The organism is Microcella flavibacter (genome assembly GCF_012530535.1).
GTDB classification, from domain to species: domain Bacteria; phylum Actinomycetota; class Actinomycetes; order Actinomycetales; family Microbacteriaceae; genus Microcella; species Microcella flavibacter.
The window spans coordinates 2,492,413-2,517,087 of sequence record NZ_CP051299.1 but is presented as its reverse complement, the minus strand read 5'-3'; the positions used below and the strand labels follow the sequence as shown (position 1 = coordinate 2,517,087).

Here is a 24,675-nt window from a genome sequence, read left to right as displayed (position 1 = left end):
GGGCGGCGGCCCAGGGGCGGGGCGAGGCGGCGGGGCAGGGCGGCAGGGCGGCGGGGCCGGGCGGCAGGCGGCGGCGGGATGCCCGGCGCGGGCTACTCGGCGCGCTCGGGCACGTGCAGGCGCGCGAGGAAGCGGTCGGCCCCGCGCGGGACGCGGCGGCGGTCGAGCCGGGAGACCAGCACCGTCAGCGCGAAGGCCAGCGGAACGGTCCAGGCGGCGGGCTGCTGCAGGGCCGACTGCGCCCAGTCGGGGGCGCCGGCGGCCGTGAGGATCGGCCCGAGCAGGATGGCGAGGCCGCAGGCGAGGCCGCCGCCGAGCATCCCGACGATGGCGCCGCGGGCGGTGAGGCCCCGCCACCAGATGCCGAGCACGAGCACGGGGCACAGCGTCGACGCGGTGAAGGCGAACACGAGCCCGACGCTGCCGGCGAGCCCGCCCGGTTCGAGCAGCAGGGCGACGGCGAGCGGCACGAGCGAGGAGGCGATCGCGGCGATGCGGAAGCCCCGCACCGAGCCGCCGGCGACCTCCTGCGAGATGACGCCCGCGAGCGAGATGACGAGCCCCGAGCTGGTGGAGAGGAAGGCGCCGAAGGCTCCGGCGATGACGAGAGCGGTGAGGGCGTCGCCGAGCGGGCCGCCGATGACGAGGCCGGGCAGCAGCAGCACGAGGGCGTCGGCCTCGCCGCTCTCGGCGAGCTCGGGGGCGAGCGCTCGGCCGAGCAGCCCGACGATCGTCGGGAACAGGTAGAACACCGACAGCAGCCCGAGCACGATGAGGGTCGTGCGCCGCGCGGCCGGGCCGTCGGGGTTCGTGTAGAAGCGCACGAGCACATGCGGCAGGCCCATGGTGCCGAGCAGCAGCGCGATGACGAGCGAGACGGTGGCGTAGCCGTCGAGGGATGCGGGGCCGAGGGCCGCCGGGAAGGCCTCGGCCGTCTCCAGCGCCGTGCCCGCGCCGCCGGCCACCGCGATCAGCAGGAACACCACCGGCACGGCGATCGCCGTGAGCTTCAGCCAGAACTGGAACGCCTGGACGAAGGTGATGGAGCGCATCCCGCCCGCGGCGACGATGAGGCCGACGATGACGGCCACCGCGACCGCGCCGATCCAGGAGGGCAGCCCCGTCGTGATGCGGATGGTGAGGGCCGCGCCCTGCAGCTGCGGCACGATGTAGAACCAGCCGATGAGGATGACGAGGATGCTCGTCAGCCGCCGCACGCCCTGCGACTCGAGCCGCGCCCGCGTGAAGTCGGGGATCGTGTACGCGCCCGACCGCCGCAGCGGCGCGGCGACGAAGAGCAGCAGCATGAGGTAGCCGGCCGTGTACCCGATCGGGAACCACAGCCCGCCCGCGCCCTGCAGCAGGATCAGCCCGGCCACGCCGAGCACGCTCGCGGCCGAGAGGTACTCGCCGCCGATGGCGCTCGCGTTCCACCACGGCTTCACCGTGCGCGAGGCGACGTAGAAGTCGCGCGTCGTGCGCGAGATGCGCAGGCCGAAGAAGCCGATGAAGGCCGTCATGAGGGTGACGGTCGCGATGGCGATGTAGCCGAGGGCGGGGTTCACGACTGCTCCGTCAGCGAGCGGTAACCCGCCTCGTTGCGCCCGCTCGCCACGATGAAGATGAGCGCGAAGGCGATGATCGCGGGGTAGCTGCCGAAGGCGAGCAGCAGCCAGCTGACGGGCACCCCGGCGACGACGACGGCGTCGAGGCCGGGGGCGGCGGCGAGCACGAGCCAGAGCATCCCGAGGCTGACGACGAAGCCCGCGGCGCACACGAGCGCGAGGCGCAGCTGCGAGCGGATGAGGGAGCGCACGTAGACGGTCGCGGTGTCGCTGCGATCGAGGGCGGGATGCCCGGCCGCAGCCGCGAGCGGCGCCCCCTGCCGGGGCGCGGTGACGCTGACCCGCGCCGGCGGGGTGCTCGCCGGGGTCGGCTCCGCGGTGCTCACGCGCGGGGCCGCACCCGGCTCGCGGCGACCCGGTCGCGCAGCGACGGCAGCAGGCGGCGGCTGACGGGCAGCTCGACCCCGCCGACGAGCACCGTGGGGTTGCTGGCGCCGAGGCGCAGGCGCTCGACGTGCCCGAGGGCGACGAGGTACGAGCGGTGGATGCGCACGAAGCCGGCGGCGGCCCACTGCTGCTCGAGGTCGCTCATGGGCACGCGCACGAGGTAGCTGCCCTCGTCGGTGTGCAGCCGCGCGTAGTCGCCCTGGGCCTGCACGTAGTGGATCGCATCCTGCCGGATCATGCGCGTCGTGCCGCCGAGGCTGACGGCGACGAGCTCGGGGCGGGCGGGCGCGGTGACGGGGATCGGCCCGGTCGCGGGCGGCGCGCTCGCGGCCGCGCGCGCCTCGATGAGTCGCCCGACGGCGCGCTCGAGCCGCTCGGTGCGCACGGGCTTCAGCAGGTAGTCGACGGCGGCGAGATCGAAGGCCTCGACGGCGCGCTCCTCGTCGGCGGTGACGAAGACGAAGGGCGGGCGGCGGTCGAAGTGCCCGAGCGCGCGCGCGAGGTCGATGCCGCTGAGGCCCGGCATGTGGATGTCGAGGAAGACGGCGTCGATGTCCTCCTGCGTGAGGATGCGCAGGGCGTCGGCGCCGTTCGAGGCCCGGTGCACGGCGCCGATGCGCGCGTCGTGGCCGAGCAGGTAGGCCAGCTCGTCGAGCGCGGGCTGCTCGTCGTCGGCGATGAGCACGGTCAGCATGGGCCTCAGTCTCCTACGGCGTTGTCGGGCTGCGATTTGGGCACGCGCATGCGCACGAGGGTGCCGGCATCGAGGTTCGTCTCGACGGTGAGGCCGTGCTCGTCGCCGTAGAGCTGCCGCAGCCGGGCATCCACGTTGCGCACCCCCACGTGGTCGACCGAGGGCCGCCCCGCCAGGATGCCCCGCAGCAGCTCGGGATCGATGCCGACCCCGTCGTCCTCGATCTCGATGAGCGCGAAGGCGCCCGCGTCGCTCGCCCGGATGGTGATGCGGCCGCCGGCGGCCTTGGGCTCGAGCCCGTGCCGCACGGCGTTCTCGACGAGCGGCTGCACGCTGAGGAAGGGGATGACCGTCGGCAGCACCTCGGGGGCGACCTGCAGGGTGAGGGTGAGGCGGTCGCCGAAGCGCGCGCGCTCGAGCTGCAGGTAGGAGTCGACGCTCTTGAGCTCGTCGGCGAGGGTCGTGAAGTCGCCCTGCCGGCGGAAGGAGTACCGCGTGAAGTCGGCGAACTCGAGCACGAGGTCGCGCGCCCGCGGCGGGTTCGTCGTGATGGTGCTGGCGATGGCGGTGAGGGCGTTGTAGATGAAGTGCGGACTGATCTGGCTGCGCAGGGCCTTCACCTCGGCCTCGGCGAGGGCGGCGCGGCTGGCGTCGAGCTCGGCGAGCTCGAGCTGCGCCGAGACCCATTCGGCGACCTCGCCGGTGGCGCGCACGAGGCCGGGGCGCACGGCGGGCGAGAAGGCGATGATGACGCCCGCCACGCGGTCGCCGGCGAGGATGGGCGCCGCGACGGCATCGGTGTTGGCGACGCCGCGCCGGCTCGGGTCGATGCCGCGGAACACCTGCGGCTTGTCGCCGCGCCGCACCTCCTCGGCGAGGCTCTCGGCGATGGCCTTGAGCTCGCCGGCGAGGCGCTGGTCGCCCGAGGCGGCGTCGAGCGCGAGCACGCCGTGCTCGTCGGCGAGCGCGAGCACGCGGCAGTCGAGCAGCGCGCGCAGGGGGCGCAGCGCCCGCTGCGGATCGCCGGTGTCGAGCCCGCCGCGCAGGTGCGTCGCGGCCTGGCTGGCGAGGTGCAGCGTCGAGTAGGTGGCCCGCTCGGCGGCCGTGCCCATCTCGCGCGAGAGCCTGACCACGCGCCAGGCGACGACGCCGAGCACGGCGATCGCCACGCCGACGAGCACGCCGACGGCGAGGGCGAGCAGCACTGACTCGGTCACGAGCATCCACCGTAGGCGACGCGGGCGGCGGCGGGCGCATCGAGGGGGCGATGGATGGCGGCGGAGCGCCGCTCGTCGCACGAGCGGTGCCGCTCGCCGCCGACGAGCGCGCCGGGCGTTCCTCCCGGCCCCCGTCGGGGGGAGTGTGGGCGCGCACCACCCCTGAACCATCCCCCCGCACCGCCACCATGCACGGCACCGACGCCGACGAGGACGTCGCCGCCGTCGACCTCGAGGAGAGATCATGGGCAATGACGCCCTGACCGAGGAGCACTCGTCCGGCCAGACGGCCGCGGTGTTCCGTGAGACGCAGAGCTCGGAGGAGTTCACGACGCTGCGCCGCAAGCACCGCGGCTTCGTGCTGCCCGTGACCGCCGTGTGCCTGCTCTGGTACATCTCGTTCGTGCTGCTCGCCGGCTACGCGCCCGACTTCATGGCGCAGCCCGTGTTCGGCAGCGTCAACGTCGGCATCCTGCTCGGCCTGTCGCAGGTCGCGACGACGTTCATCGTGACGATGACCTACGTCTCCTACGCGAACCGCAACCTCGACCCCGGCGCCCGCGCGATCCGCGAGCGCCTCGAGAAGAACGAGGGGGTGCGCTGATGCTGCGTCTCGCCGCCGACACCGCCTCGACCTCGCCGGGCGACCCGATCCTCAACATCGCGATCTTCGGCGCCTTCGTGGCGGTCACGATGATCATCGTGTTCCGGGCATCGCGCAACAACAAGACCGCGGCCGACTACTACGCCGCCGGGCGCTCGTTCACGGGCGGCCAGAACGGCTCGGCCATCGCGGGCGACTACCTCTCGGCCGCCTCGTTCCTCGGCATCGTCGGCGCCATCGCGATCAACGGCTACGACGGGTTCCTCTACTCGATCGGGTTCCTCGTGGCCTGGGTCGTGGCCCTGCTGCTCGTCGCCGAGCTGCTGCGCAACACCGGCAAGTTCACGATGGCCGACGTGCTGGCGTTCCGCCTCAAGCAGCGCCCCGTGCGCATCGCCGCCGCGATCTCGACCCTCGTCGTCTGCTTCTTCTACCTGCTCGCGCAGATGGCGGGCGCCGGAGGGCTCGTGGCCCTGCTGCTCGGCATCGAGGAGCGGGTCGGCCAGTCGGTCGTCATCGCCGTCGTCGGCGCGCTCATGATCCTCTACGTGCTCGTCGGCGGCATGAAGGGCACCACCTGGGTGCAGATCATCAAGGCGGTGCTGCTCATCGCGGGCGCCGGCATCATGACGATCTGGGTGCTCGCGCTCAACGGCTTCAACCTGTCGACGCTGCTCGACTCGGCCGTCGAGACCTCGGGCAACCCCGCGGTGCTCGCTCCGGGCCTGCAGTACGGCATCAGCGACGTCAGTCGCCTCGACTTCCTCTCGCTCGGCCTCGCGCTCGTGCTCGGCACCGCGGCCCTGCCGCACGTGCTCATGCGCTTCTACACGGTGCCGACGGCGAAGGAGGCCCGGAAGAGCGTGGTCTGGGCCATCTGGCTCATCGGCATCTTCTACCTGTTCACCCTCGTGCTCGGCTACGGCGCGGCGGCCCTCATCGGCGCCGAGCGCATCGCCGCTGCTCCGGGCGGCGCCAACTCCGCGGCCCCGCTGCTCGCCTTCGAGCTGGGCGGCTCGGTGCTGCTCGGCATCATCTCGGCGATCGCCTTCGCGACGATCCTCGCGGTCGTGGCCGGTCTCACGATCACGGCGGCGGCATCCTTCTCGCACGACATCTACGCGAGCGTCATCAAGAAGGGCGACCCGCCCGCCGGCGCCGAGGTCAAGGTGGCCCGTCGCACGGTCATCGTCATCGGCATCGTCGCCATCATCGGCGGCATCGGGGCCAACGGGCAGAACGTCGCGTTCCTCGTCGCGCTCGCCTTCGCGGTGGCCGCCTCGGCGAACCTGCCGACGATCATCTACTCGCTGTTCTGGCGCCGCTTCACCACCCAGGGCGCGCTGTTCAGCATGTACGGCGGTCTCGGCTCGGCGATCCTGCTGATCAGCCTCTCGCCGGTCGTCTCGGGCGGCCCGACCTCGATGATCCAGGGCGTCGACTTCAGCATCTTCCCGCTGTCGAACCCCGGCATCGTCTCCATCCCGCTGGCCTTCTTCCTGGGCTGGCTGGGCACGATGCTCGACAAGAACAAGGAGAGCCTGGACAAGCAGGCCGAGATGGAGGTGCGCTCCCTCACCGGAGTCGGCGCCGAGAAGTCGGTCGACCACTAGGTCGCTCTCCGCAGGCTCGAAGGGCCCTCGCCGGGTGGTGGCGGGGGCCCTTCACGACCGCGAGAGCCGACGGGCAGGCTCTCGCCCCTGCCTGTGTCACCGACGTGGGTCCTGCTCATTGATGTGCCTTCTCCGAGCGCAACGTCATCGCCGCCGCGTAGTCCACAGGAGGTAGCCGCCCAGGGCGCTGATCATGGTGGCGCCAGCGCGGATCATGGCGCCTTCCCGCGGTCGCCACCGGGCGTTGCCGCTGACGAGCTCGCCGATGCCGTTGATCAGCGCGGCGGCGATCATCCCGGCGATGAGGCGATTGCCGATGCGCTCGGCGCGGCCGACGAGCGGTTCCAGTTCGCGGGCGCGCAGGTGCACCTCCAAGCCGCTGGTCTCCAGGATCTGGCCCGCTCGGCGGAGCGCCCCGGGCAACTCGAGGAGGAAGTCTCGTGTATTCGCAGATGCCCGCGCCCAGCGCTTCGCAAGGGCAGGAAGCGAGAGCCGTCTCTGCACAAGCCGCTCCGAGAAGGGGGTGAGCGCCTGCAGCATCTCGAACGGCGGGTCGAGTCGTGCCGCCAAGCCCTCCGCCATCATGAGCACCTTGAACAGCAGCGCCGTCTCATGCGGGAGCTGGAGATGATGCTGGCGCAGAAGGGCGAGCAACTGTCCGAGAAGGTGGGTGACGTTGATCTCGGATAGTGGGCGGCCGCGGTAATTCGAGAGGAAGGTGGCGAGGGAGCGGCGGAGCTCGGTTCGGTCGAAGCTGTCCTTCGTGATCGACAGTTTCACGAGCGCCGTGGTGAGCGCGTCGTCGTCTCCCTCGGCAATGGCCAGCAGCACGTCGGAGAGTTCGTCCGCCACGTCCTCGTCAAGCTCCCCGACCATTCCGAAATCGATCAAGGCGATCGAGCCGTTGGCCTGAACGAACATGTTGCCGGGGTGGGGGTCGGCGTGAAAGAAGCGGTTCTCGAAGATCATGGTGAGGATGAGGTTCGCGCCCCGTTGGGCGAGTTGGTGCCGGTCGATGCGAGCGGCGTCGAGGGCGGAGATGTCATCGATGCCGATCCCCTGCATCCGCTCCAGGGTCAACACTCGTGAGGTGGTCGTCTCCCAGAACACCCGCGGGATGGCGACATCGGGCGAGTCGGCAAAATCGGTGGCGAATCGTTCCGCACTTCGCCCCTCCTGGAGGTAGTCGAGCTCCGCGCGTAGCGTTCGGGAGAAATCCTCGACAATTCCGATCAGGTTGTAATGACGCGCAGCCTCCCATCGCTTGTCCGCACGCTCGGCGAGGTTCTGCAGGATCTCCAGGTCTTCGGCGACCTGGGCGACCACACCTGGCCGACGGACCTTCACGACGACTTGCGTGCCGTCCTGAAGAGTCGCCGCATAGGCCTGACCGATCGACGCCGCAGCGAGCGGCTGTCTGTCGAACTGCGCGAATACCTGTTCGGGTTCGGCGCCGAGCTCCTCTCGGATCACGGCCCTGATCGGTTCCCAGTCCTCAGGAGGCGCGTCGTCCTGCAGCTTGGCGAGCTCAGCGAGATAGTCAGGGGAAAGCAGGTCGGTCCGGGTAGACAGCAGCTGGCCGAGCTTGATGAAGGTGGGACCGAGTTCCTCCAGCGCCAGCCTGACATGGTCCGGGCTCGTGTAGGGCGCCTCCCGGCTCGGATGCCCGAGGATACCCTTGTTGAAGGGGATCCACCCGTTCAGCCCAAGGGCTCCCGTGGCCAGACCGAGCCCGTGACGCTCGAGGATGGCGCCGATGCGTCGATACCGGTTGCGATGAGTGGTCATCGCGAGTTCGACCACAGCAGAAGTCCTGCCGAGCGCCCTGACATTGACACCATAGCTATCGTTTTCTCCTTCGCGCGGTGTTGCTCGCGTTCAGCTGTTCGGCACGGTGGGTGGCAGGAAGTCCTGGAGCATCCCGAGAGTGGCGTCGGTAATGTGCATCGAGGCGGCGGCGTCGGGGGCGGTCCGGGTCAGTGCCCGGATCGCGTCGATGGTTTCGGGCACGACGATGGCTTCGTTGTAGACCTGATAGGTCAGAAAGAGCTCGTCGCCCTGAACGGTGACGAGGTCCTCCCACACCGCCACCTCCCACATATCGCCTCGGGGGCGGCCGAGATCGCGCATCAGTTCGATCGTGGAGTTGAGGGCGATCAGACCGTCGGACATCCGTATGAACGCGATTCGGGGGGCGGCGCGCAGAGCGGCAAGCACTTCCTCCCGCGTCGCGTGCCGGGTCAATTGGATCGTCCAGTAGTGGTTGTGCGTCTGGGTGTGGGCACCCTTGGCGGCGATTGTCACCAGGTCGAGGCCGGGTAGCACAGTTTGCGCGTCGGGGCCTTGATGGGAGGGGATGGTCGGCTCGGGGACCATCGTGTTCATGATGCCGCCGAGATGGGATTCCCACGGATCGGTGGCGCGTCGGATGAGCACCCCGCGGGCCCGGAGAAGTAGCCCGGCGGTGTCGAGAGCGCCGAGTACACGAACGATGCTCGTGGTGTTGCAGGACACGACGCGGGTGGTGTCGCGGCCCAGAGCGCTGTGATAGTTCGCTTGAGCGACGAAGGAGTGTCCGGTCACCTCGTGGGATTCGCCACCCTGGAAGACTGCCTTCACCCCGGCCGCGCGGTAGCGTTGCAGATTGCCCGCGGCGACGTGCTTGGGGGTGGTGTCGATGATGATGTCGGATGCCGCCAGCAGGTCCTCGAGGCCACCCGCTGCGCTCAATCCTTCCGCCGCCATCGCGGTGAGCGCTTGGTCAGTGGCGGCGAAGAGGGGAATTCGACCCCGCACGGATTTGATGCGCCAGTCGGTGGCGATGTCGGCAATGCCGACCAACTCCATGTCGGGCTGCAGCACGACGGCGTCCGCGACGCGCTTGCCGATCACTCCGTACCCATTGACGCCGACCTTGATCTTGCTCATGAGCGTGCCCTTCTCTCGGTGTGGTACTTCTCGGGGGGTTCTTCCGGTTGGAACTCGTGAGCCAGGGCGAACGTGTGCGACTCGCCGCCCGCGAGCGAGACCTCCTCGATGGCGACTCGGAGACGGATCGGCGGTGCTGGGCTGGGCAGCAGCTGCAGTCGGAGGGCCTGGTGGTCGAGTTCAAGGTCGATCAGGTGCCCCCGGTAGGCGAACTGGAGACGGATGCTCGGAAGTCGCGGCGGCAGTCGTGGAGCGAAGCTGACCCGGGTCGGTTCGTAGCTCAGCCCGACGAACGATCGCGCGACGAGGTCGATGGTGCCGGCCATTGCGCCGAGGTGGATGCCTTCGCGGGTCGTTCCCCCCTGGGTGTCATCCAGGTCGGCGATGAGCGCCTCGCGGAACAGGGACCACGATCGGGATTCGTCGAGGCCGGCGAGGACGGAGGCGCTAACGACTCGGCTGAGGGTGGAGCCGTTGGAGGTGCGCTCGAGGTAGTAGGTCACGGTGCGGACGAGGTCGTCCTGCGAGAAGGGGTAGCCGAGCCCAGCCAGCTGCTGCAGGAGCCCATCCTGGCCAAGCAGATAGACGAGCATGATGACGTCGGGCTGTTTGGCCAGCTTGTACCGATTGGTGCTGTCGTCCTCGGATTCGAGGATGAGGTCGAGCCGGCCGATGTTCTCATACCGGTCCCGGTAGGCGGTCCAGTCGAGCTCGATGAGATCCTCGTACCCGTCGAACTGGCTGAGTATTCCGTCGGCGTGAACGGCGATCGCGAGCCGCTGGCTGACGTGCTCCCAGCGTGCGATCTCTGCCTCTCCGATCCGGAGTCGCGCCACGACATCGTCGCGGGGGTGGCCGGCCAACTCCTGGAGGGCGTCGACGGCGCGGGCGCACACCCATGCGACCATCACGTTCGTGTAGGTGTTGTCGCGGACGCCGTGGCCGTATCCGTCGTGGTACTCGTCCGGGCCCATCACGCCGGCGATATGGAAGCGGTCGGTATGGGGGTCGTGAACGGCGCAGGCGGCGAAATACCGGGCGACTTCGATGATGAGATCGGCACCCTGCCCGGCAAGCCACTCGAGGTCGCCGGTGACCTGATAGTGCTGCCAGGCGTTGTATGCGACTGCCAAACCGACGTGGCGCTGCAGGTGCGAGTGGTCGGGCATCCACCGTTGGGAGTGGGGGTTGTAGAGGTGATCTGGTGTCTCCTCGCGTCCGTCGCTGCCGCTCTGCCAGGGAAAGAGCGCTCCGGGCATGCCGTTCTCCCGTGCCGCGGAGCGGGCGGCCCCCAGCCGGTGCCATCGGTATTGCAGCATCGCGCGGGCGACTTGTGGCAGCCGAAGGCCGAGTACCGGAAGAACGAAGAGCTCGTCCCAGAACACGTGCCCGCGGTACCCCTCGCCGTGCAGGCCCCGTGCCGGCACGCCGGCATCCAAGGCTGCGGTGTGGGGGGAGAGCGTCTGCATGAGGTGGAAGATGTGAAGGTTGAGAACGAGTTGGCTGCGCGGGTCGGCGTCGACGGTCAGGGGAAAGCGCTGCCAGAGTCGCTCCCAGGCGGCCCGGTGGCGGTCCTCCAGGCCGCGGGTGTCCCGGCCATGCTCCTCAAGTCGATCGAGTGCGGCGATCGCCGGCGACGCGATCGCGGGGTCGCGCGAGGTGAAGATCGCGGCCGTCTTGGTGAGGGTAGCGGGTTGCCCGTCAATGAGCGCCAGCTCGACGTCTCTGGTGTAGCGGCGTCCCGGCCGTGTGCGCGCGTCGGGCCACACTCCGTCAGCTCCCTCGAGTCGAAGGTGGATGGCCGAGGCGATGTCGATCTCGCTGTTCCTGGTTCGCACCTCGCAGAGAAGGACGTCCCCATCCTGGCTGAACGTCGGGGGGCCGAGGTGGGTGGTGTCCGATCCGACATACTCGGCGACGTTCCTGTTGCCCACACCTGCATCGAGGCCAGCGCGGAGCGTGACCGTCCCACTCCAACCGGAGGCAGTGAGGGTGGTCTCCTGCACGGCCAGATGCGGGTCGTCCATGGAAGCGAAGGATCGTTGCACGACGCTCAGCTCAGCTCCGTCGGCGCCGAGGAGGGTTACGTGCCGGGTGGAGATCCCCTCGCGCAGGCTCACATCCCGTCGCTCGTCGCGCATAGCGACTCGACCGCTGGACCACCATGGTCCGGCGGCGACTCGGATGTCGAGAGGAAGCCAGTTCGGCGTGTTGACGAGATGTTCCTCCTCCATGCTCCGACCGTGGATGCGGCTGGTGAGGCGGTTGTACACACCTGCGAGGTATGTCCCCGGGTAGTGCGTCCCGTCGTCGCGGTGCTCCGGCCGGGAGCCGCGAGTGACCAGGTATCCGTTCCCCAGTGCTGCCAGCACCTCCCGATGCCCTTCATGGGCGGGGTCGAATCCGGAGTACGTGAGGGTCCACGGGTCGGTGATGTGGGCACCGAGGTCCAGCTCACTGACATCGTTCAGGACGACGTCAGCCCCGTTGGCTTCGAGGGCATCCCGACGTCCTTCACGCGCGATCCCGACAACCAGTCCGAATCCGCCCTCATGAGCGGCCTGAACCCCGGAGATCGCGTCCTCGACAACCGCGGTGCTCTGCGGCTGGACTCCCAGGCGACGGGCGGCCTCGAGGAACATCGCCGGGTCAGGTTTGCCCGGCAGATGCTGCTCCGCAGCGATCTCCCCGTCCACGACCACGTCGAACATGCCAGCCAAGCCCGCCTCAGCCAGCATCCGGTGGGCGTTGCGACTCGCGGTGACCAGGCCGACCGGAATGCCGCCGGCGCGAAGCCGGCCCAGCAGGTCCGTCGTGCCTGGGTAGCTCCGCAGACCTCGTGTACCGAGTTCGGCCAGAAACAGGTCGTTCTTGCGTTCGGCGAGCCCCGCGATCGACCACTCTGAGTCGCCGAGCCGTCGGGGCTCGAGCTCGATTCCACGGGCGGCCAGGAAGGCCGCGACCCCATCCTCGCGGCTTCGGCCATCGACGTACAGGCGATAGTCCTCCACAGGATCGAACGGCCGCAGGTCCGCGTCGTGGGCGCGGGGGTCCTGGAGGACCTCGTCGAAGAGTCGCTGCCAGGCGGCGGCATGGATGGTGGCGGTGTCGGTGACCACACCATCCATGTCGAACAACACCGCCTCGTAGGCCGACTCGAACTGATGAGCGTGAGGGGGAGGTGACGGCGGCCTCTTCATGGCGATTCGTCGAGGCGGACCGAAGGGACCGTCTCCGCTGACCATGTCCAGTCGCGGATCTCGGAAAGGTCCTCGCCGTGCTCGCGAATGTAGGTGCGGTGACGGATGAGGGCGTTGCGCAGCTCATCGCGGACGTGTGCGGACACGTCGCGCAGCCGCGGCACCCGGTCGATGACGTCGATGGCCAGGTGGTAGCGGTCGAGTTCGTTGAGTACGCACATGTCGAACGGGGTCGTGGTCGTCCCCTCCTCCTGGTAGCCGTGGATGTGCATGTTCGCGTGGTTCGCCCGCCGGTAGGTGAGCCGGTGAATGAGAGTCGGGTAGCCGTGGTACGCGAACACGACGGGCGCGTGCGTGGTGAACAGGGCATCAAAGTCCTCGTCGGACAGGCCGTGCGGGTGCGCCCGCTGGTCTTTCAACCGCATGAGGTCGACGACGTTGACGACCCGGATGCGCAGGTCGGGGAAGTGGTATTTCAGGATCATCACGGCGGCGAGGGTCTCCATGGTCGGCACGTCGCCGGCGCAGGCCATGACGACGTCAGGTTCCTGTCCGTCGTCGCTACTGGCCCAGTCCCAGATTCCGATGCCCTTGGTGCAGTGCTCGATCGCCTGCTCCATGGTCAGGAACTGCAGCTGGGGCTGCTTGCCGGCGACGATGACGTTGACGTACTGGCGGCTGCGCAGGCAGTGGTCGGCGACGGACAGGAGCGTGTTCGCGTCCGGCGGCAGGTACACCCGGATCACGTCCGGCTTCTTGTTGACGACGTGGTCGATGAAGCCGGGGTCCTGGTGGGAGAAGCCGTTGTTGTCCTGGCGCCGCACGTGGGAGGTGAGGAGATAGTTCAGGGACGCGACCGGGCGCCGCCACGGGATGTCGTTCGTGGTGGTCAGCCATTTGGCGTGCTGGTTGAACATCGAGTCCACGATGTGGATGAAGCCCTCGTAGCAGGAGAAGAATCCGTGCCGGCCCGTGAGGAGGTAGCCCTCCAGCCAGCCCTGCAGGGTGTGTTCGGAGAGGATCTCCATCACCCGGCCCTCGACGGCGAGGTGGTCGTCGTCGGCGGCGGTGGCGGCGTTCCACGCCCGGTCGGTGGCCTCGAGCACGGCGTCGAGCCGGTTCGAGTTGTTCTCGTCGGGTGCGAAGACCCGGAAGTTGTCCGTGTTGGCGAGCATCACGTCGCGCAGCAGCCCACCGAGCACCCGGGTGGACTCGCCGGTGACCGTCCCAGCGGTCGGCACCAGCAGGGCGTGGTCGCGGAAGTCGGGCATCCGCAGGTCGCGCAGCAGCCCGCCGCCGTTGCTGTGCGGGTTGGCGCTCATCCGGCGGTCGCCGTCGGGACGCAGGGTCGCGATCGCCTCGATCGGTGCTCCGGCTTCGTCGAAGAGCTCCTCGGGCCGGTAGCTGCGCATCCACGCTTCTAGGATCGCCCGATGTTCGGGGTTTTCTCGTGCCTGAGTGAACGGGACCTGATGAGAGCGCCAGCTGCCCTCGACCTTCTTGCCGTCGACCTCCTTCGGCCCGGTCCACCCTTTCGGAGAGCGCAGCACGATCATCGGCCACATCGGACGGCGCGTGTCCCCGTCCCGTGCGCGGTCCTTGATCTCGCGGATCTCGTCCAAGCAGGCGTCCAGAGTGCGGGCGAAGTCCTGGTGCATCTGCGTGGGGTCGTCGCCTTCGACGTAGTGCGGGGCGTGCCCGTAGCCGCGCAGCAGGTGGTCCAGCTCTTCGGGGCTGATCCTCGCCAGCACGGTTGGGTTGGCGATCTTGTAGCCGTTCAAGTGCAGGATCGGCAGCACCGTGCCGTCCCGGGCGGGGTCGACGAACTTGTTGGACTGCCAGCTCGCCGCCAGCGGCCCGGTCTCCGCCTCCCCGTCGCCGACCACCGCCGCCACGATCAGGTCGGGGTTGTCGAACGCCGCCCCGTAGGCATGCGAGAGCGCGTATCCGAGCTCGCCGCCCTCGTGGATGGAGCCGGGCGTCTCCGGCGCGACATGGCTGGGGATACCCCCGGGGAAGGAGAACTGCCGGAACAGCCGCCGCATGCCCACGGCATCCTGGGCGATGTTCGGGTACGTTTCGGTGTAGCTGCCCTCCAGCCACGACGCGGCGACGGGCCCCGGCCCGCCGTGGCCCGGACCCATGACGTAGATCGTGTTCAGATCGCGCTGCATGATGGCCCGGTTCAGGTGGGCGTAGATGAAGTTCAGCCCCGGCGTGGTTCCCCAGTGCCCGAGCAGCCGGGGCTTGATGTGCTCCGGCAGTAGCGGCTCCCGAAGCAGCGGGTTGTCCAGCAGGTAGATCTGCCCGACCGAGAGATAGTTGGCCGCCCGCCACCAGGCGTTGATCCGCTCCAGCTGCGCCGGGTCGAGAACCGGATCGGTGCCCGTCCGTGTTGAACGTGTGCTCATTGAGTTCATCGCTTTCTTTGCGTGTAGCTGATGAGGGGCTCTACCGGACACCGCTGGGGACGGGCACCTGCTCGGGACTGCTCGCCGCCGCGGGGGTTTCCTGAGCCGGCAGCCGGAGTCGCTTCAGCAACAGGGCGTTCACGGCGACGATCACGCTCGAGCCGGACATGCTGATCGCGGCGATCTCCGGGGAGAGCATGATCCCGAACGCGGGGAAGAACACGCCGGCGGCGATGGGCAGCGCGATGGCGTTGTAACCGATGGCCCAGCCCAGGTTCTGCCGCATCTTCCGCAGTGTTCCCTTCCCGATCCGCAGCGCGACCGCGACATCCAGAGGATCCGAACGCATCAGCACCACGTCAGCGGTCTCGATGGCGACATCCGTGCCAGCGCCGATGGCGATGCCGAGGTCGGCCTGGGCGAGGGCAGGGGCGTCGTTGACGCCGTCACCGACCATGGCCACCTTCTTCCCAGCCCGCTGCAGTTCGGCGATCTTCGCGCTCTTGTCCTCTGGCAGCACCTCGGCGATCACCGTGTCGATGCCCAGCAGGGATGCGATGCGCTCGGCGGTCGGCTGGTTGTCGCCGGTGAGCATCACCACCTCAATGCCGGACTCATGGAGGGCGTCGATAGCGGCTCTGGCGGTCTCGCGGGGGGCGTCGGCGAGTGCGATGACGCCAGCGACCTCCCCGTCGACGGCGAACATGATCGCCGTGCGCCCGCTCTCGGCGAGGGACTTCTGGGCGTCCTCGACCGGGGAGATGTCGATGCCCTCCTGCGCCATCAGGCGCATGTTGCCCAGAGCCACCTCCCGGCCATCGACGGTGGCGATCGCCCCCTTCCCCGCGACGTTGCGAAAGGCGGAAGCGGCGCGTCGCGGGATGTTCCGGGCTTCGGCGTAGGCGACGACTGCCTTCGCGAGGGGGTGCTCGGACTCGCGTTCGACGGCGGCCACCAGCGCGAGCAGCTCAAGGTCGTCCTCGCCGACGGGCACATAGTCGGTGACCTCTGGTTCTCCCTTGGTGAGGGTACCGGTCTTGTCGAGGACGACGGTGTCGATGCGGGCGGCGGTCTCGATGCCGGTAGCGTTCTTGAACAGCACTCCCCTTCGGGCGCCGAGCCCGGTGCCGACCATGATCGCGGTGGGGGTAGCCAGACCGAGCGCGTCCGGGCAGGTGATGACGACGACGGTGATCGCGAACAGGATCGCGGTCGGCACGGGCGCGCCGGTCAGCCACCAGGTCAGGAAGGTCGCGCTTCCGCCGATCAGGGCGACCAGCACCAACCAGAACGCGGCGCGGTCCGCGAGCCGCTGACCGGGGGCTTTGGAGTTCTGCGCCTCCTGCACCAGCTTGACGATCTGGGCCAAGGCGGTGTCGGCGCCGACCTTGGTGGCGCGCACCCGGAGGGTGCCGACGGTGTTCACGGTCGCGCCGATAACCATGGACCCAGGCGCTTTCTCCACCGGCATGCTCTCGCCGGTGACCATCGACTCGTCGACCTCGGATTCGCCGTCTTCGACCTCCCCGTCGGTGGGGACCTTCGCGCCGGGACGTACAAGCATCAGGTCACCGGGGATGACCTCGGACGTGGATACCTCGAGCTCTTGCCCGTCGCGGATCACGATGGCACGAGCGGGAGCGAGTTCCAACAGGCGGCGGATCGCGTCGTTCGCTCCCCCGCGAGCACGCATTTCCACCCAGTGGCCGAGCAACACGAACGTCGCCAGCACGGTCGCGGCTTCGTAGAACACCTCGCCGCCTCCTGTGAGGGTGACGATGAAGCTGTAGAGCCATCCTGCGCCGACGCCGACGGCGACGAGCACCATCATGTCCAGTGTTCGCGCCCTCAGGGCTCTGAACGCACCGTCGAAGAAGATCCAGGCCGAGTAGAACATCACGGGCAGGGACAGGATCAGGGAGATCACGTCATCCCGCAGCCCGAACGGTGCAGGCGCCGTGAAGCCCAGAACTTCCCGCCCGATCGGGGAGAACAGAGTGATCGGGATCGACATGATCAGCGCGAACAGGAACCGGTTGCGCATGTCGCGGATCATTGACGCCATCGACATGCCGCCATGGCCGCCTCCGTGCCCCATCACGTCCTGGCTGCTGCGGGCCGGGGCGGCATGAGCGTCATGGTCCCTGACCCCGTCCGGCTCGGCGACGACCTGCCCGGCCGCCGACTGGTGCGTGCCGTGCCCCTCCCCTGCCTGGTCGAGCCCTGGGTGCTCATGCGTCGACTCCGGAGGAACCGGATTGACATCGGGCGCCGCATGCTCAACGGTCGCGGATACGTGAGGGTGGTTGTGATTGCCGTGCGATGCCTCGTGCTCGCCGTGGGCGGGATCGCAGATGTGATTCGGGACGGACTGGCCGGCGCAGTGATACCCGCACTCGACGATCCATTGGCGCAACTGGGCCTGAGTGGTGAGTTCGGGGTCGTAGGTGACGTTCGCGGTCTGGGCGACCGGGTTGGCCTCCACCGAGGTGACACCTGCTTGACGAAGGAGGGTCGCCTCGACGATCGACTTCGACGACGCCCAGTGGACGCCGACGACTTCCAGGACAACGGTTCGTGTGTGCATGGGTTCGGACTCTCTCTGATCGAGGTTCTCAGGCGGCGTGGTAACCGAGGATGGTCATCATCCCGGCCTCGGCGTGATAGATGTTGTGACAGTGCGCCGCCCAGAGCCCAGGGTTGTCGGCGTCGAACTCGACTGTCAAGGACTTGCCCGGGAGGATGATCGAGGTGTCCTTGCGCGGTCCCGCTCCGGAGTGCTGGTAGGTGTGCCCGTGCAGGTGGAACGGATGCCACATCTGGGTCGTGTTCTCGATGCGCAGCCGCACACGCTCGCCCTGCGTCACGCCGAGCGCGCCGGCCAACGGCTCGGCCGGGTCGAACCGGCGCCCATTGATCGCCCAGTCGTACCCCATCATCGAGCCGGACAGGGTCGCCGTCAGCTCACGGTCGACCGCGCGCGTCGGGAGCACGACGCTCCGGTCGGCGGCGAGGCCGCTCGCGGTGAGCACCGAGCCGGACAGTTCGGGGAGGGTCGCCGATGCGCGTGGGGTATCGCCTGACCCGGTGCGGACGATCGCCTGCGCCATCTCGCCTTTGCCTTCCGCGGCGGCGACGAGCGGAAACGCGCCATCGCGGAGGGTGACCAGCGCGTCGTAGCGCTCACCCATGCCGATCAGGACCGAGTCGGTTTCCACCGGGTCCACCGGGAACCCGTCGCTGTGGGTGACGGTAAGTTTGTGACCGCCGAGCGCCACCCGGAACGCGGTGTCGCTGCCCGCGTTGATGATCCTGATCCGCAGACGTCGTCCGGGGGTGCTGGTGAAGGTCTCCGGGTCGGCGGGCGGGCGGCCGTTGATGAGGTAGTGCGGGTAGAACACGTCGCCGGCGTCCCCGCCGAGCAGCGCTGAGCGCGCACCCATCATCATGTGGCCACCGCCGCCCATCATCCCGCCCATCCCTCCGCGCAGCTCCTCGAGCACCTCGTCGGGGGTGCCGGTCACCCCGTCGAGCCAGTCGTCGAGGATCACCACCCACTCCTCGTCGTAGGCCAGGGGCTCGTCCGGGTCATCGACGATGAGTGCCCCGTACAGGCCACGGTCCAGCTGGGCGCCGACGTGCGGATGGAACCAGTAGGTGCCCGGTTGCGCGGTGACGAACTCATACGTGAAGTCCTCGCCTGCGCCGATCGGCGCCTGGGTCGCGCCGGGGACACCGTCCATGTCGTTGCGCAGCGCCAGCCCGTGCCAGTGCACGGACGTATCGGCGGGGAGCCGGTTGCGCACGGTTGCGCGCAGCGTGTCACCCGCTGTCAGCCGAATCGTCGGCGCCGGCACCGGCCCGAAGCTCCAGGTCTTCGCCGTGGTGCCGGCGAGGTCGATCTGCGTCGGGGCGGCCACCAGGTCGACACGGGCGACCCGGCCGGTCCCGCCGCGGGCACGTTCTGCCTGACGCACCGCCGCGCCGGTCGGAGTGACGTAGCGCGGCCGGGTCGCGCAGGAAGCGAGAGCGACCGCGGCGATGGTGCCGGTGCCCACGGCGAGGAAGCCGCGCCTGGTCATGCTGGGGCTGCGGCTCGCGGGGGTCATGCCGGTCCTCTCTGGAGTGTCGATCCCGGTGTCCTCGGTCACGACGGTGCCCCGGTCGTCGGCGTCGGAGTGCAGGGTCGGCGCTGTCCGGTGGAGATGAAGACCGGGCGCCGTAGCGTCGGACCAGTGTTCGCCGAGGAGCGGCATACGCCCGCCTCCCTCACCGCGACGGCTGACGGGCCGCCGAAAGGGACGCGAGCGCAGGGGCTGACTCCACAACGACGCTCCGACTCCGGTGTATCGATAACGTCTCGAGTATTCCGCGGATATTCCTTGAGGGATAGGGTCGAAGGTCTCTATCGCTGAACGCGGACCCAGGGTTTCGTCCTGGATCCGCGCGGGTTCTATGGCAGGCCAGTTGGAGCGACGTCTGTCCGTCGTTTGCGTCGCCGCGGACGCGCTCACGATGAAGATTCGCGAGGGGCCTCCAGCCGGGCCGAAGAGCGGCTCGAAGGGAAACGCAGACGGGAACCGACGGACCCCGCGATAAGTGGCCTGTCGTGAGACGCCCAGCTCGGCTGCGACGTGAGCGACTGGGCGGCCCTGGGCGACGCGTTCGACGGTCAAGGCCCTGCCAATCAACCAGGTCATGACTCAGTACATCTAGCCCCCGACGACCGCGCCGAAACGCTCGGGCAGGGTTGCGCGGTGCGCGCGGAGCAGCTCGGCGAGCGAGAGCGTGAAGCGGTCCTGGATCTCGAGGCCGTCGACCTCGCTGTCGGTGACGCCGACGCGCAGCACGGGCACGTCGCGCCCCTCGCACAGGCCGCGGAACTTCACGTCGTCTTCGCGAGCCACCGACACGAGCACGCGGGCCTGCGACTCGGAGAGGAGTGCGGCGACAGCATCCACCCCGTCGCGCTCCATGAGCTCCGTGAGCCAGACGCGCGCGCCGACGCCGAAGCGCAGGACACCTTCCGCCAGGGTCGCGAGCAGGCCGCCCTCGGACAGGTCGTGCGCGGAGGTGACGAGCCCCTCCTCGGCCGCGGCCGACATCAGCCCCGCGAGGTTCTTCTCGGCCGCGAGGTCGAGCTGCGGGGGCAGTCCGCCGAGGTGGCCGTGCACGACGTCGGCCCACACCGAGCCGTCGAGCTCGTCGCGCGTTAGCCCGAGCAGGTAGAGGTTCTCGCCCTCGTCCTGCCAGCCCGCTGGCAGGCGGCGGTCGACGTGGTCGATGACGCCCAAGACGGCGACGACGGGGGTCGGGTGGATGGGCACGTCGCCGGTCTGGTTGTAGAACGAGACGTTGCCGCCCGTGACGGGGATGCCCAGCTCGAGGCACGCGTCGGCGAGACCCGTGACGGCCCGCTCGAACTGCCACATGACGTCGGGGTTCTCGGGGCTGCCGAAGTTGAGGCAGTCCGAGACCGCGAGGGGAGTCGCGCCCGAGGTCGCGACGTTGCGGTACGCCTCGGCGAGCGCGAGCTGCGCGCCGACGTACGGGTCGAGCTGGCAGTAGCGGCCGTTGGCGTCGGTCGCGAGCGCGACGCCGAGACCGCTCTCTTCGTCGACGCGGATCATGCCGGCGTCGTCGGGCGTCGCGAGGGCCGTGTTGCCCATGACGTAGTAGTCGTACTGGTTGGTGATCCAGGCCGTGTCGGCGAGGTTCGGGCCGCCGAGCACCTGCAGCGCCTGCGCGCGCAGCTCGGCGTCGTCAGCGGGGCGAGCGAGTCGGGCGGCGCCGTCGGCCTGCAGGGCATCCAGCCATTCGGGCCGGTGGAACGGGCGGTTGTAGACCGGGCCGTCGACGGCGACCGTGGTCGGGTCGACGTCGACGATCGTCTCGCCGCGCCAGTGGATCACGAGGCGCCCGGTGTCGGTGACCTCGCCGAGGACGCTCGTCTCGACATCCCACTTGGCGGTCACGGCGAGGAACGCATCGAGCTTGTCGGGCGCGACGATCGCCATCATGCGCTCCTGGCTCTCCGACATGAGGATCTCCTCCGCCGTGAGCGACGGGTCGCGCAGCAGCACGGCGTCGAGGTCGATGACCATGCCGCCGTCGCCGTTCGACGCGAGCTCGCTCGTGGCGCATGAGATGCCGGCGGCGCCGAGATCCTGGATGCCCTCCACGAGGTCGCCGCGGTACAGCTCGAGGCAGCACTCGATGAGCACCTTCTCGGCGAAGGGGTCGCCGACCTGCACGGCCGGGCGCTTCGTCGGCCCGCCCTCGCTGAACGTGTCGCTCGCGAGAATGGATGCGCCGCCGATTCCGTCGCCGCCCGTGCGCGCCCCGAAGAGCACGACCTTGTTGCCGATGCCGCGGGCGTTGGCGAGGTGCAGGTCCTCGTGGCGCAGCACGCCGACGGCGAGCGCGTTGACGAGCGGGTTGGCCTGGTACACGGAGTCGAAGACGGTCTCGCCACCGATGTTCGGAAGGCCCAGGCAGTTGCCGTAGTGGCTGATGCCGCTGACGACGCCGGGGACGACGCGCGCCGTGTCGGGGTGGTCGATGGCGCCGAAGCGCAGAGCATCCATGACGGCGACGGGGCGCGCGCCCATCGAGATGATGTCGCGCACGATGCCGCCGACGCCCGTCGCCGCGCCCTGGAAGGGCTCGATGTAGCTGGGGTGGTTGTGGCTCTCGATCTTGAAGGTGACGGCCCAGCCCTCGCCGACGTCGACGACGCCCGCGTTCTCGCCCATGCCGACCATGAGGTGCTTCCGCATCTCGTCGTTGACCTTCTGGCCGAACTGCTTGAGGTGCACCTTCGACGACTTGTACGAGCAGTGCTCGCTCCACATCACCGAGTACATGGCGAGCTCGCCGCTCGTGGGGCGCCGGCCGAGCAGCGCCTTGATGGCCTCGTACTCGTCGGTCTTGAGCCCGAGCGCCTCGTACGGCTGCTCCTTGTCGGGGGTCGCGGCCGCGTCGTCGACGGTGTCGGGGTGGTGGCGGCGCTCGTGATCCATCTCGTCGTGCGCCGGGTGCTGCTCCCCGGAGTCGTCGGGGGCGGCGGCGTGCGGCGTGGGCTGATTCACGGTGGCGAGGGCTCCAGATTCGAGGGCGTGCCGGATGCTCTCAGCCTACCCGCGCGGATGAGCGGGCCGCGGCGGGGGAGGGCGCCAGCGCCGGCCTCGGTCGCTCGATCTCTGGCCGACCTTTGGCCAGCGAACACCTTGGAGCACGGGCCGTCGGATAACCCGTCTTATGTCATCCGCTTAGTTCGCGTGGGTTGGAAATGAACCGTCAATGCCGGAAGCTCTAGTTTTTGGATCGCGTCCGGACCCGGACCGCGAGAACTTGTGCGATGACGATGGCCGATCCAACGGCAGCTGCGACGACGATCGTGAGCGGGTCCGTTTGAACCTTGACAATGATGAACGGCACGAGTAGCGACAGATCCAGGACGATCGCCAGGACCGGCACCCATCGACGAGCATGAACCTTATCGCGCAGCGGCCGGACGAGGCCCCACTGCACGGCGATGTCCATACTCAGATACAGCAGAGCGCCCATGGATGCGATCTGACTCAAGTCCAGCGCGACAGTGACCACGATCGCGAGGGCTGCCGTGATGAGTAGCGGCTGATGCGGAATGCGCGCCGGAAGCGACGGCGCTTGATCCATGCTCTGCAGCATCCCGTAGAGCCGCGAAACCGAGTACAGGCTGGCGAGCAGACCCGAGAGAGTGGCGATGACGGCGATCGCGACAGTGAGGCCCACGCCCCACGTCCCGAACAAAGGCTCGGCCGCCCTCGCGAGAGCGAAGTCCCTCGCCTCGACCGCGCCCTCGGCGCCGAGGCTGGACTGCACCGACGCGGTGATGAGCAGGTACAGCACGGTGCAGATCGAGATCGAGATCATGATCGACCGGCCGATGTTCTTGTCGGGATCGCGAATGTCATCACCCTGGTTGGTGATCGTCGTGAAGCCCTTGTAGGCGAGCACGCAGAGCGTGGTTCCGGCGAGGACCCCGATGACGTCCGCGGGTTGGCCCGAAGTGTTCGCGAACAGCCCCTCCCCTGTCAGCGATGCGCCGATGAGCCCCGCGATCGCGAGGACCGCGATGCCGGCGATCTTGAGGATGGCCGTCGTCGTCGCCGACCCCTCGACCAGGCGGTTGCCGATCAGATTCACGATTGTCGCGGCAGTGATCGCGAGCACGCCCACCACGGGCACCAGCACCACGGAACCCTGAAGCCCGAAGGGCGTGAGGAGGTACGTACCGAACGTTCGAGCGAGCAGGCTCTCCGCGACAACCATCGACACGTACATGAACAGCGAGAACGAGCCGGCGACGACCCCCGGACCGTACGCATCCTTCAGCAGCATCGCGATGCCGCCCGAGGACGGATTGACGCTCGAGTAGCGGATGTACGCATAGGAGCTGACGCCAGCGACGACAGCGCCCCCGAAGAACGCAACAGGGAACCAGTCTCCCGCGAGACCGGCAACCTGACCGACCAGGGCGAAGATACCTGCGCCGATCATCACCCCCGCACCGAGTGAAACCGATCCAGCGAGGGTGAGCTTCTTCTCATTGGTCACCGTCGACACTCTATGGCGTGGGAGGCCGGCTCTGTCACCCCATAATCGGCCCACGATGTGGCCCGGCAAGCGCGCGAGGCGCCACCTCGTCCACACACTGCCTGCCAGGGAGTGGGTGCAAACTTGCCGGAAACCTCAATCGTCTATGGAGCAGTGTGAGAACCCGCGTCATCGCCGCCTTTGCTGCAATCGCCGCAACCGCCCTCGCTGTCGCGGCGTGTGCACCCACCGAGGGCGACCGCCTCGCCGACGACTACCGCTCGGGCACCGGCCAGGGCTACATCTCGGGCGACGGCGCGTACACGGTCGTCGCGCCCGAGGATCGCCAGGCGCCCGTCTCGTTCGAGGGCGTGCTCGACACGGGCGAGAGCTTCGACACCGTATCCTCGGCGGGCTCGTCGTGAGCCTGTGGGTGCCGCGGCGCCGCCTGTGGGTGGTCGCCGAGCAGCGCGGTGACGGCGTGCGGCTGCAGTACGCGGGCCTCTCGCGCGGTGACGATCCGAACATCGAGCAGTTCGTCGATGATTTGGTGCGAGCGCACCGTAGCGGCCCCCGGCAGACAGACTGAGCGCTACGGCTGACGCTGTGCAGCGAGCCTGCTCTTGCGGGCGACACTTCCGTCGTCCACGGTCCGCATGGTTGGACTGTAGCTTCCGGCGCTTGATATCCGTAGACAAGGGCCGATAGCCCTCCTCATGCCAACATCGTGAGCGATCAGCTGTCAGCTGGCGCGCTTCAATCGGTGTCGCAACTTCGCGCGGCGGCTTGACTGAAGTCCGGGACTTCCCGCCCCGCCGCGGCTTCCGCAGTCGTCGCTAGTCCGTTCTCAGCGATGTCGCGAATCAGCCAGTCCATCTCATCGATCTCACGCCTCTGCGCCTCGCTGATCTCCACCGCGAGCTCGCACACGCGGACGTCAGCATTCTGGAACCGCTCTGAGCGCGTGATGGCCATGGAGTGGTGGGGAATCATCGCTTGCATGAAGCCGGCATCATCGACTGTGGCTTGGCTTCGGTCTAGCGCGATGCCGCCGGTAATCAGGAGCACGCTGCCGACGACAACCGCGATGTTCCCTTTCACGCTCTTGTACATCCCGAGCATCCAGGCAAGCATCACCAACCCCATCGTGCCGCCCATTGTCACGGCCATGAAGACTCGGCTTTCGCTGAAGCGGATGTGCGACCACTCCCAAACGCTGGCGAACATGACGAAGTACATGACAACCATGGACGTCACGATCATCGCCGCGAACCGAAGGTACTTCTGTGGAGTACCGTGGCCCCGCTTTTGGTCGGATTCATCTTCGTGCATCGCCTCATGTCGGGTACCGGTGGGCGTGCCCTTCTTAGCCATCAGAACCTCCAGATGGGCATTCACCGAAGCACTAATCAGACT

General features: G+C 68.7%; 17 protein-coding genes and 1 pseudogene. 4 read left to right on the top strand and 14 right to left on the bottom strand.

Going from position 1 to position 24,675, the window contains the following annotated elements; translation table 11 throughout:
• Positions 1–92: 92 nt before the first annotated feature.
• From HGB54_RS11990 to HGB54_RS11975, 4 genes are read right to left on the bottom strand one after another with little or no spacing between them, the layout of a single operon-like run.
• Positions 93–1,565 carry a sodium/solute symporter gene (locus HGB54_RS11990; RefSeq protein ID WP_168916612.1) on the bottom strand — a complete coding sequence of 491 codons (1,473 nt, stop codon included), beginning with the start codon at positions 1,563–1,565 and terminating at the stop codon, positions 93–95.
• Complete coding sequence (locus tag HGB54_RS11985; protein ID WP_168916611.1) at positions 1,562–1,951, bottom strand: hypothetical protein; 390 nt, start codon at positions 1,949–1,951, stop codon at positions 1,562–1,564. The genes HGB54_RS11990 and HGB54_RS11985 overlap by 4 nt, the downstream gene beginning before the upstream one ends.
• Positions 1,948–2,706, bottom strand: coding sequence for a LytR/AlgR family response regulator transcription factor (locus HGB54_RS11980; RefSeq protein WP_168916610.1), 759 nt, complete (start codon positions 2,704–2,706; stop codon positions 1,948–1,950). Before HGB54_RS11980 ends, HGB54_RS11985 begins: the two co-directional genes overlap by 4 nt.
• 5 nt (positions 2,707–2,711) lie before the next feature.
• A complete protein-coding gene (locus HGB54_RS11975; protein ID WP_228545837.1) occupies positions 2,712–3,923 on the bottom strand; it encodes a sensor histidine kinase in 1,212 nt (403 codons plus the stop codon).
• 244 nt (positions 3,924–4,167) lie between these two features.
• On the opposite strand from HGB54_RS11975, the gene HGB54_RS11970 reads away from it, so the two are divergent.
• Together HGB54_RS11970 and HGB54_RS11965 are read left to right on the top strand one after the other, a co-directional pair.
• Positions 4,168–4,527: a DUF485 domain-containing protein gene (locus HGB54_RS11970; protein ID WP_168916608.1), complete on the top strand. Its 360-nt coding sequence runs from the start codon at positions 4,168–4,170 to the stop codon at positions 4,525–4,527.
• Positions 4,527–6,140 (top strand): solute symporter family protein, encoded by a 1,614-nt coding sequence (locus tag HGB54_RS11965; RefSeq protein WP_168916607.1) that lies wholly within the window; start codon positions 4,527–4,529, stop codon positions 6,138–6,140. Before HGB54_RS11970 ends, HGB54_RS11965 begins: the two co-directional genes overlap by 1 nt.
• 144 nt (positions 6,141–6,284) lie before the next feature.
• On the opposite strand, the gene HGB54_RS11960 is transcribed toward HGB54_RS11965, so the two are convergent.
• The 9 genes and pseudogenes from HGB54_RS11960 to HGB54_RS11920 form a co-directional block, all read right to left on the bottom strand.
• Entirely contained in the window at positions 6,285–7,943 is a 1,659-nt protein-coding gene (locus tag HGB54_RS11960) for an ABC1 kinase family protein (RefSeq protein ID WP_228545836.1), read from the bottom strand.
• 75 nt (positions 7,944–8,018) lie between these two features.
• Entirely contained in the window at positions 8,019–9,068 is a 1,050-nt protein-coding gene (locus HGB54_RS11955; protein WP_168916606.1) for a type II glyceraldehyde-3-phosphate dehydrogenase, read from the bottom strand.
• Positions 9,065–12,208 (bottom strand): HAD-IA family hydrolase, encoded by a 3,144-nt coding sequence (locus tag HGB54_RS11950; protein WP_267237834.1) that lies wholly within the window; start codon positions 12,206–12,208, stop codon positions 9,065–9,067. Before HGB54_RS11950 ends, HGB54_RS11955 begins: the two co-directional genes overlap by 4 nt.
• 56 nt (positions 12,209–12,264) lie before the next feature.
• Positions 12,265–14,679 (bottom strand): phosphoketolase family protein, encoded by a 2,415-nt coding sequence (locus HGB54_RS11945; protein ID WP_228545835.1) that lies wholly within the window; start codon positions 14,677–14,679, stop codon positions 12,265–12,267.
• Between the two features lie 40 nt (positions 14,680–14,719).
• Positions 14,720–17,266, bottom strand: coding sequence for a heavy metal translocating P-type ATPase (locus HGB54_RS11940; protein WP_168916603.1), 2,547 nt, complete (start codon positions 17,264–17,266; stop codon positions 14,720–14,722).
• Between the two features lie 28 nt (positions 17,267–17,294).
• A complete protein-coding gene (locus tag HGB54_RS11935; protein WP_168916986.1) occupies positions 17,295–18,788 on the bottom strand; it encodes a multicopper oxidase family protein in 1,494 nt (497 codons plus the stop codon).
• A 468-nt stretch (positions 18,789–19,256) separates the two neighbouring features.
• Positions 19,257–19,379, bottom strand: a pseudogene (locus HGB54_RS11930) (helix-turn-helix domain-containing protein); the annotation flags it as partial.
• Positions 19,380–19,391: 12 nt separating this feature from the next.
• A complete protein-coding gene (purL, locus tag HGB54_RS11925) occupies positions 19,392–21,701 on the bottom strand; it encodes a phosphoribosylformylglycinamidine synthase subunit PurL (RefSeq protein ID WP_168916985.1) in 2,310 nt (769 codons plus the stop codon).
• Between the two features lie 292 nt (positions 21,702–21,993).
• Positions 21,994–23,280, bottom strand: a complete 1,287-nt coding sequence (locus HGB54_RS11920; RefSeq protein WP_168916602.1) for an APC family permease — start codon at positions 23,278–23,280, stop codon at positions 21,994–21,996.
• A 155-nt stretch (positions 23,281–23,435) separates the two neighbouring features.
• On the opposite strand from HGB54_RS11920, the gene HGB54_RS12715 reads away from it, so the two are divergent.
• Positions 23,436–23,684: a hypothetical protein gene (locus HGB54_RS12715; protein WP_228545834.1), complete on the top strand. Its 249-nt coding sequence runs from the start codon at positions 23,436–23,438 to the stop codon at positions 23,682–23,684.
• Positions 23,681–23,848: a cytochrome c biogenesis protein ResB gene (locus HGB54_RS12710; protein ID WP_228545833.1), complete on the top strand. Its 168-nt coding sequence runs from the start codon at positions 23,681–23,683 to the stop codon at positions 23,846–23,848. Before HGB54_RS12715 ends, HGB54_RS12710 begins: the two co-directional genes overlap by 4 nt.
• 167 nt (positions 23,849–24,015) lie before the next feature.
• Here HGB54_RS12710 and HGB54_RS11910 read toward each other — a convergent pair whose 3' ends face one another.
• A complete protein-coding gene (locus tag HGB54_RS11910) occupies positions 24,016–24,633 on the bottom strand; it encodes a DUF305 domain-containing protein (RefSeq protein ID WP_228545832.1) in 618 nt (205 codons plus the stop codon).
• Between the last annotated feature and the right edge of the window lie 42 nt (positions 24,634–24,675).

Excerpts from the sequence above, each read along its gene's own strand:
- HGB54_RS11940 (WP_168916603.1), bottom strand. The coding sequence starts at position 17,266 with ATGCACACACGAACCGTTGTCCTGGAAGTCGTCGGCGTCCACTGGGCG.
- purL (WP_168916985.1), bottom strand. The coding sequence starts at position 21,701 with ATGGATCACGAGCGCCGCCACCACCCCGACACCGTCGACGACGCGGCC.
- HGB54_RS11955 (WP_168916606.1), bottom strand. The coding sequence starts at position 9,068 with ATGAGCAAGATCAAGGTCGGCGTCAATGGGTACGGAGTGATCGGCAAG.
- HGB54_RS11935 (WP_168916986.1), bottom strand. The coding sequence starts at position 18,788 with ATGACCCCCGCGAGCCGCAGCCCCAGCATGACCAGGCGCGGCTTCCTC.
- HGB54_RS11970 (WP_168916608.1), top strand. The coding sequence starts at position 4,168 with ATGGGCAATGACGCCCTGACCGAGGAGCACTCGTCCGGCCAGACGGCC.
- HGB54_RS11980 (WP_168916610.1), bottom strand. The coding sequence starts at position 2,706 with ATGCTGACCGTGCTCATCGCCGACGACGAGCAGCCCGCGCTCGACGAG.
- HGB54_RS11945 (WP_228545835.1), bottom strand. The coding sequence starts at position 14,679 with ATGAGCACACGTTCAACACGGACGGGCACCGATCCGGTTCTCGACCCG.
- HGB54_RS11910 (WP_228545832.1), bottom strand. The coding sequence starts at position 24,633 with ATGGCTAAGAAGGGCACGCCCACCGGTACCCGACATGAGGCGATGCAC.
- HGB54_RS11965 (WP_168916607.1), top strand. The coding sequence starts at position 4,527 with ATGCTGCGTCTCGCCGCCGACACCGCCTCGACCTCGCCGGGCGACCCG.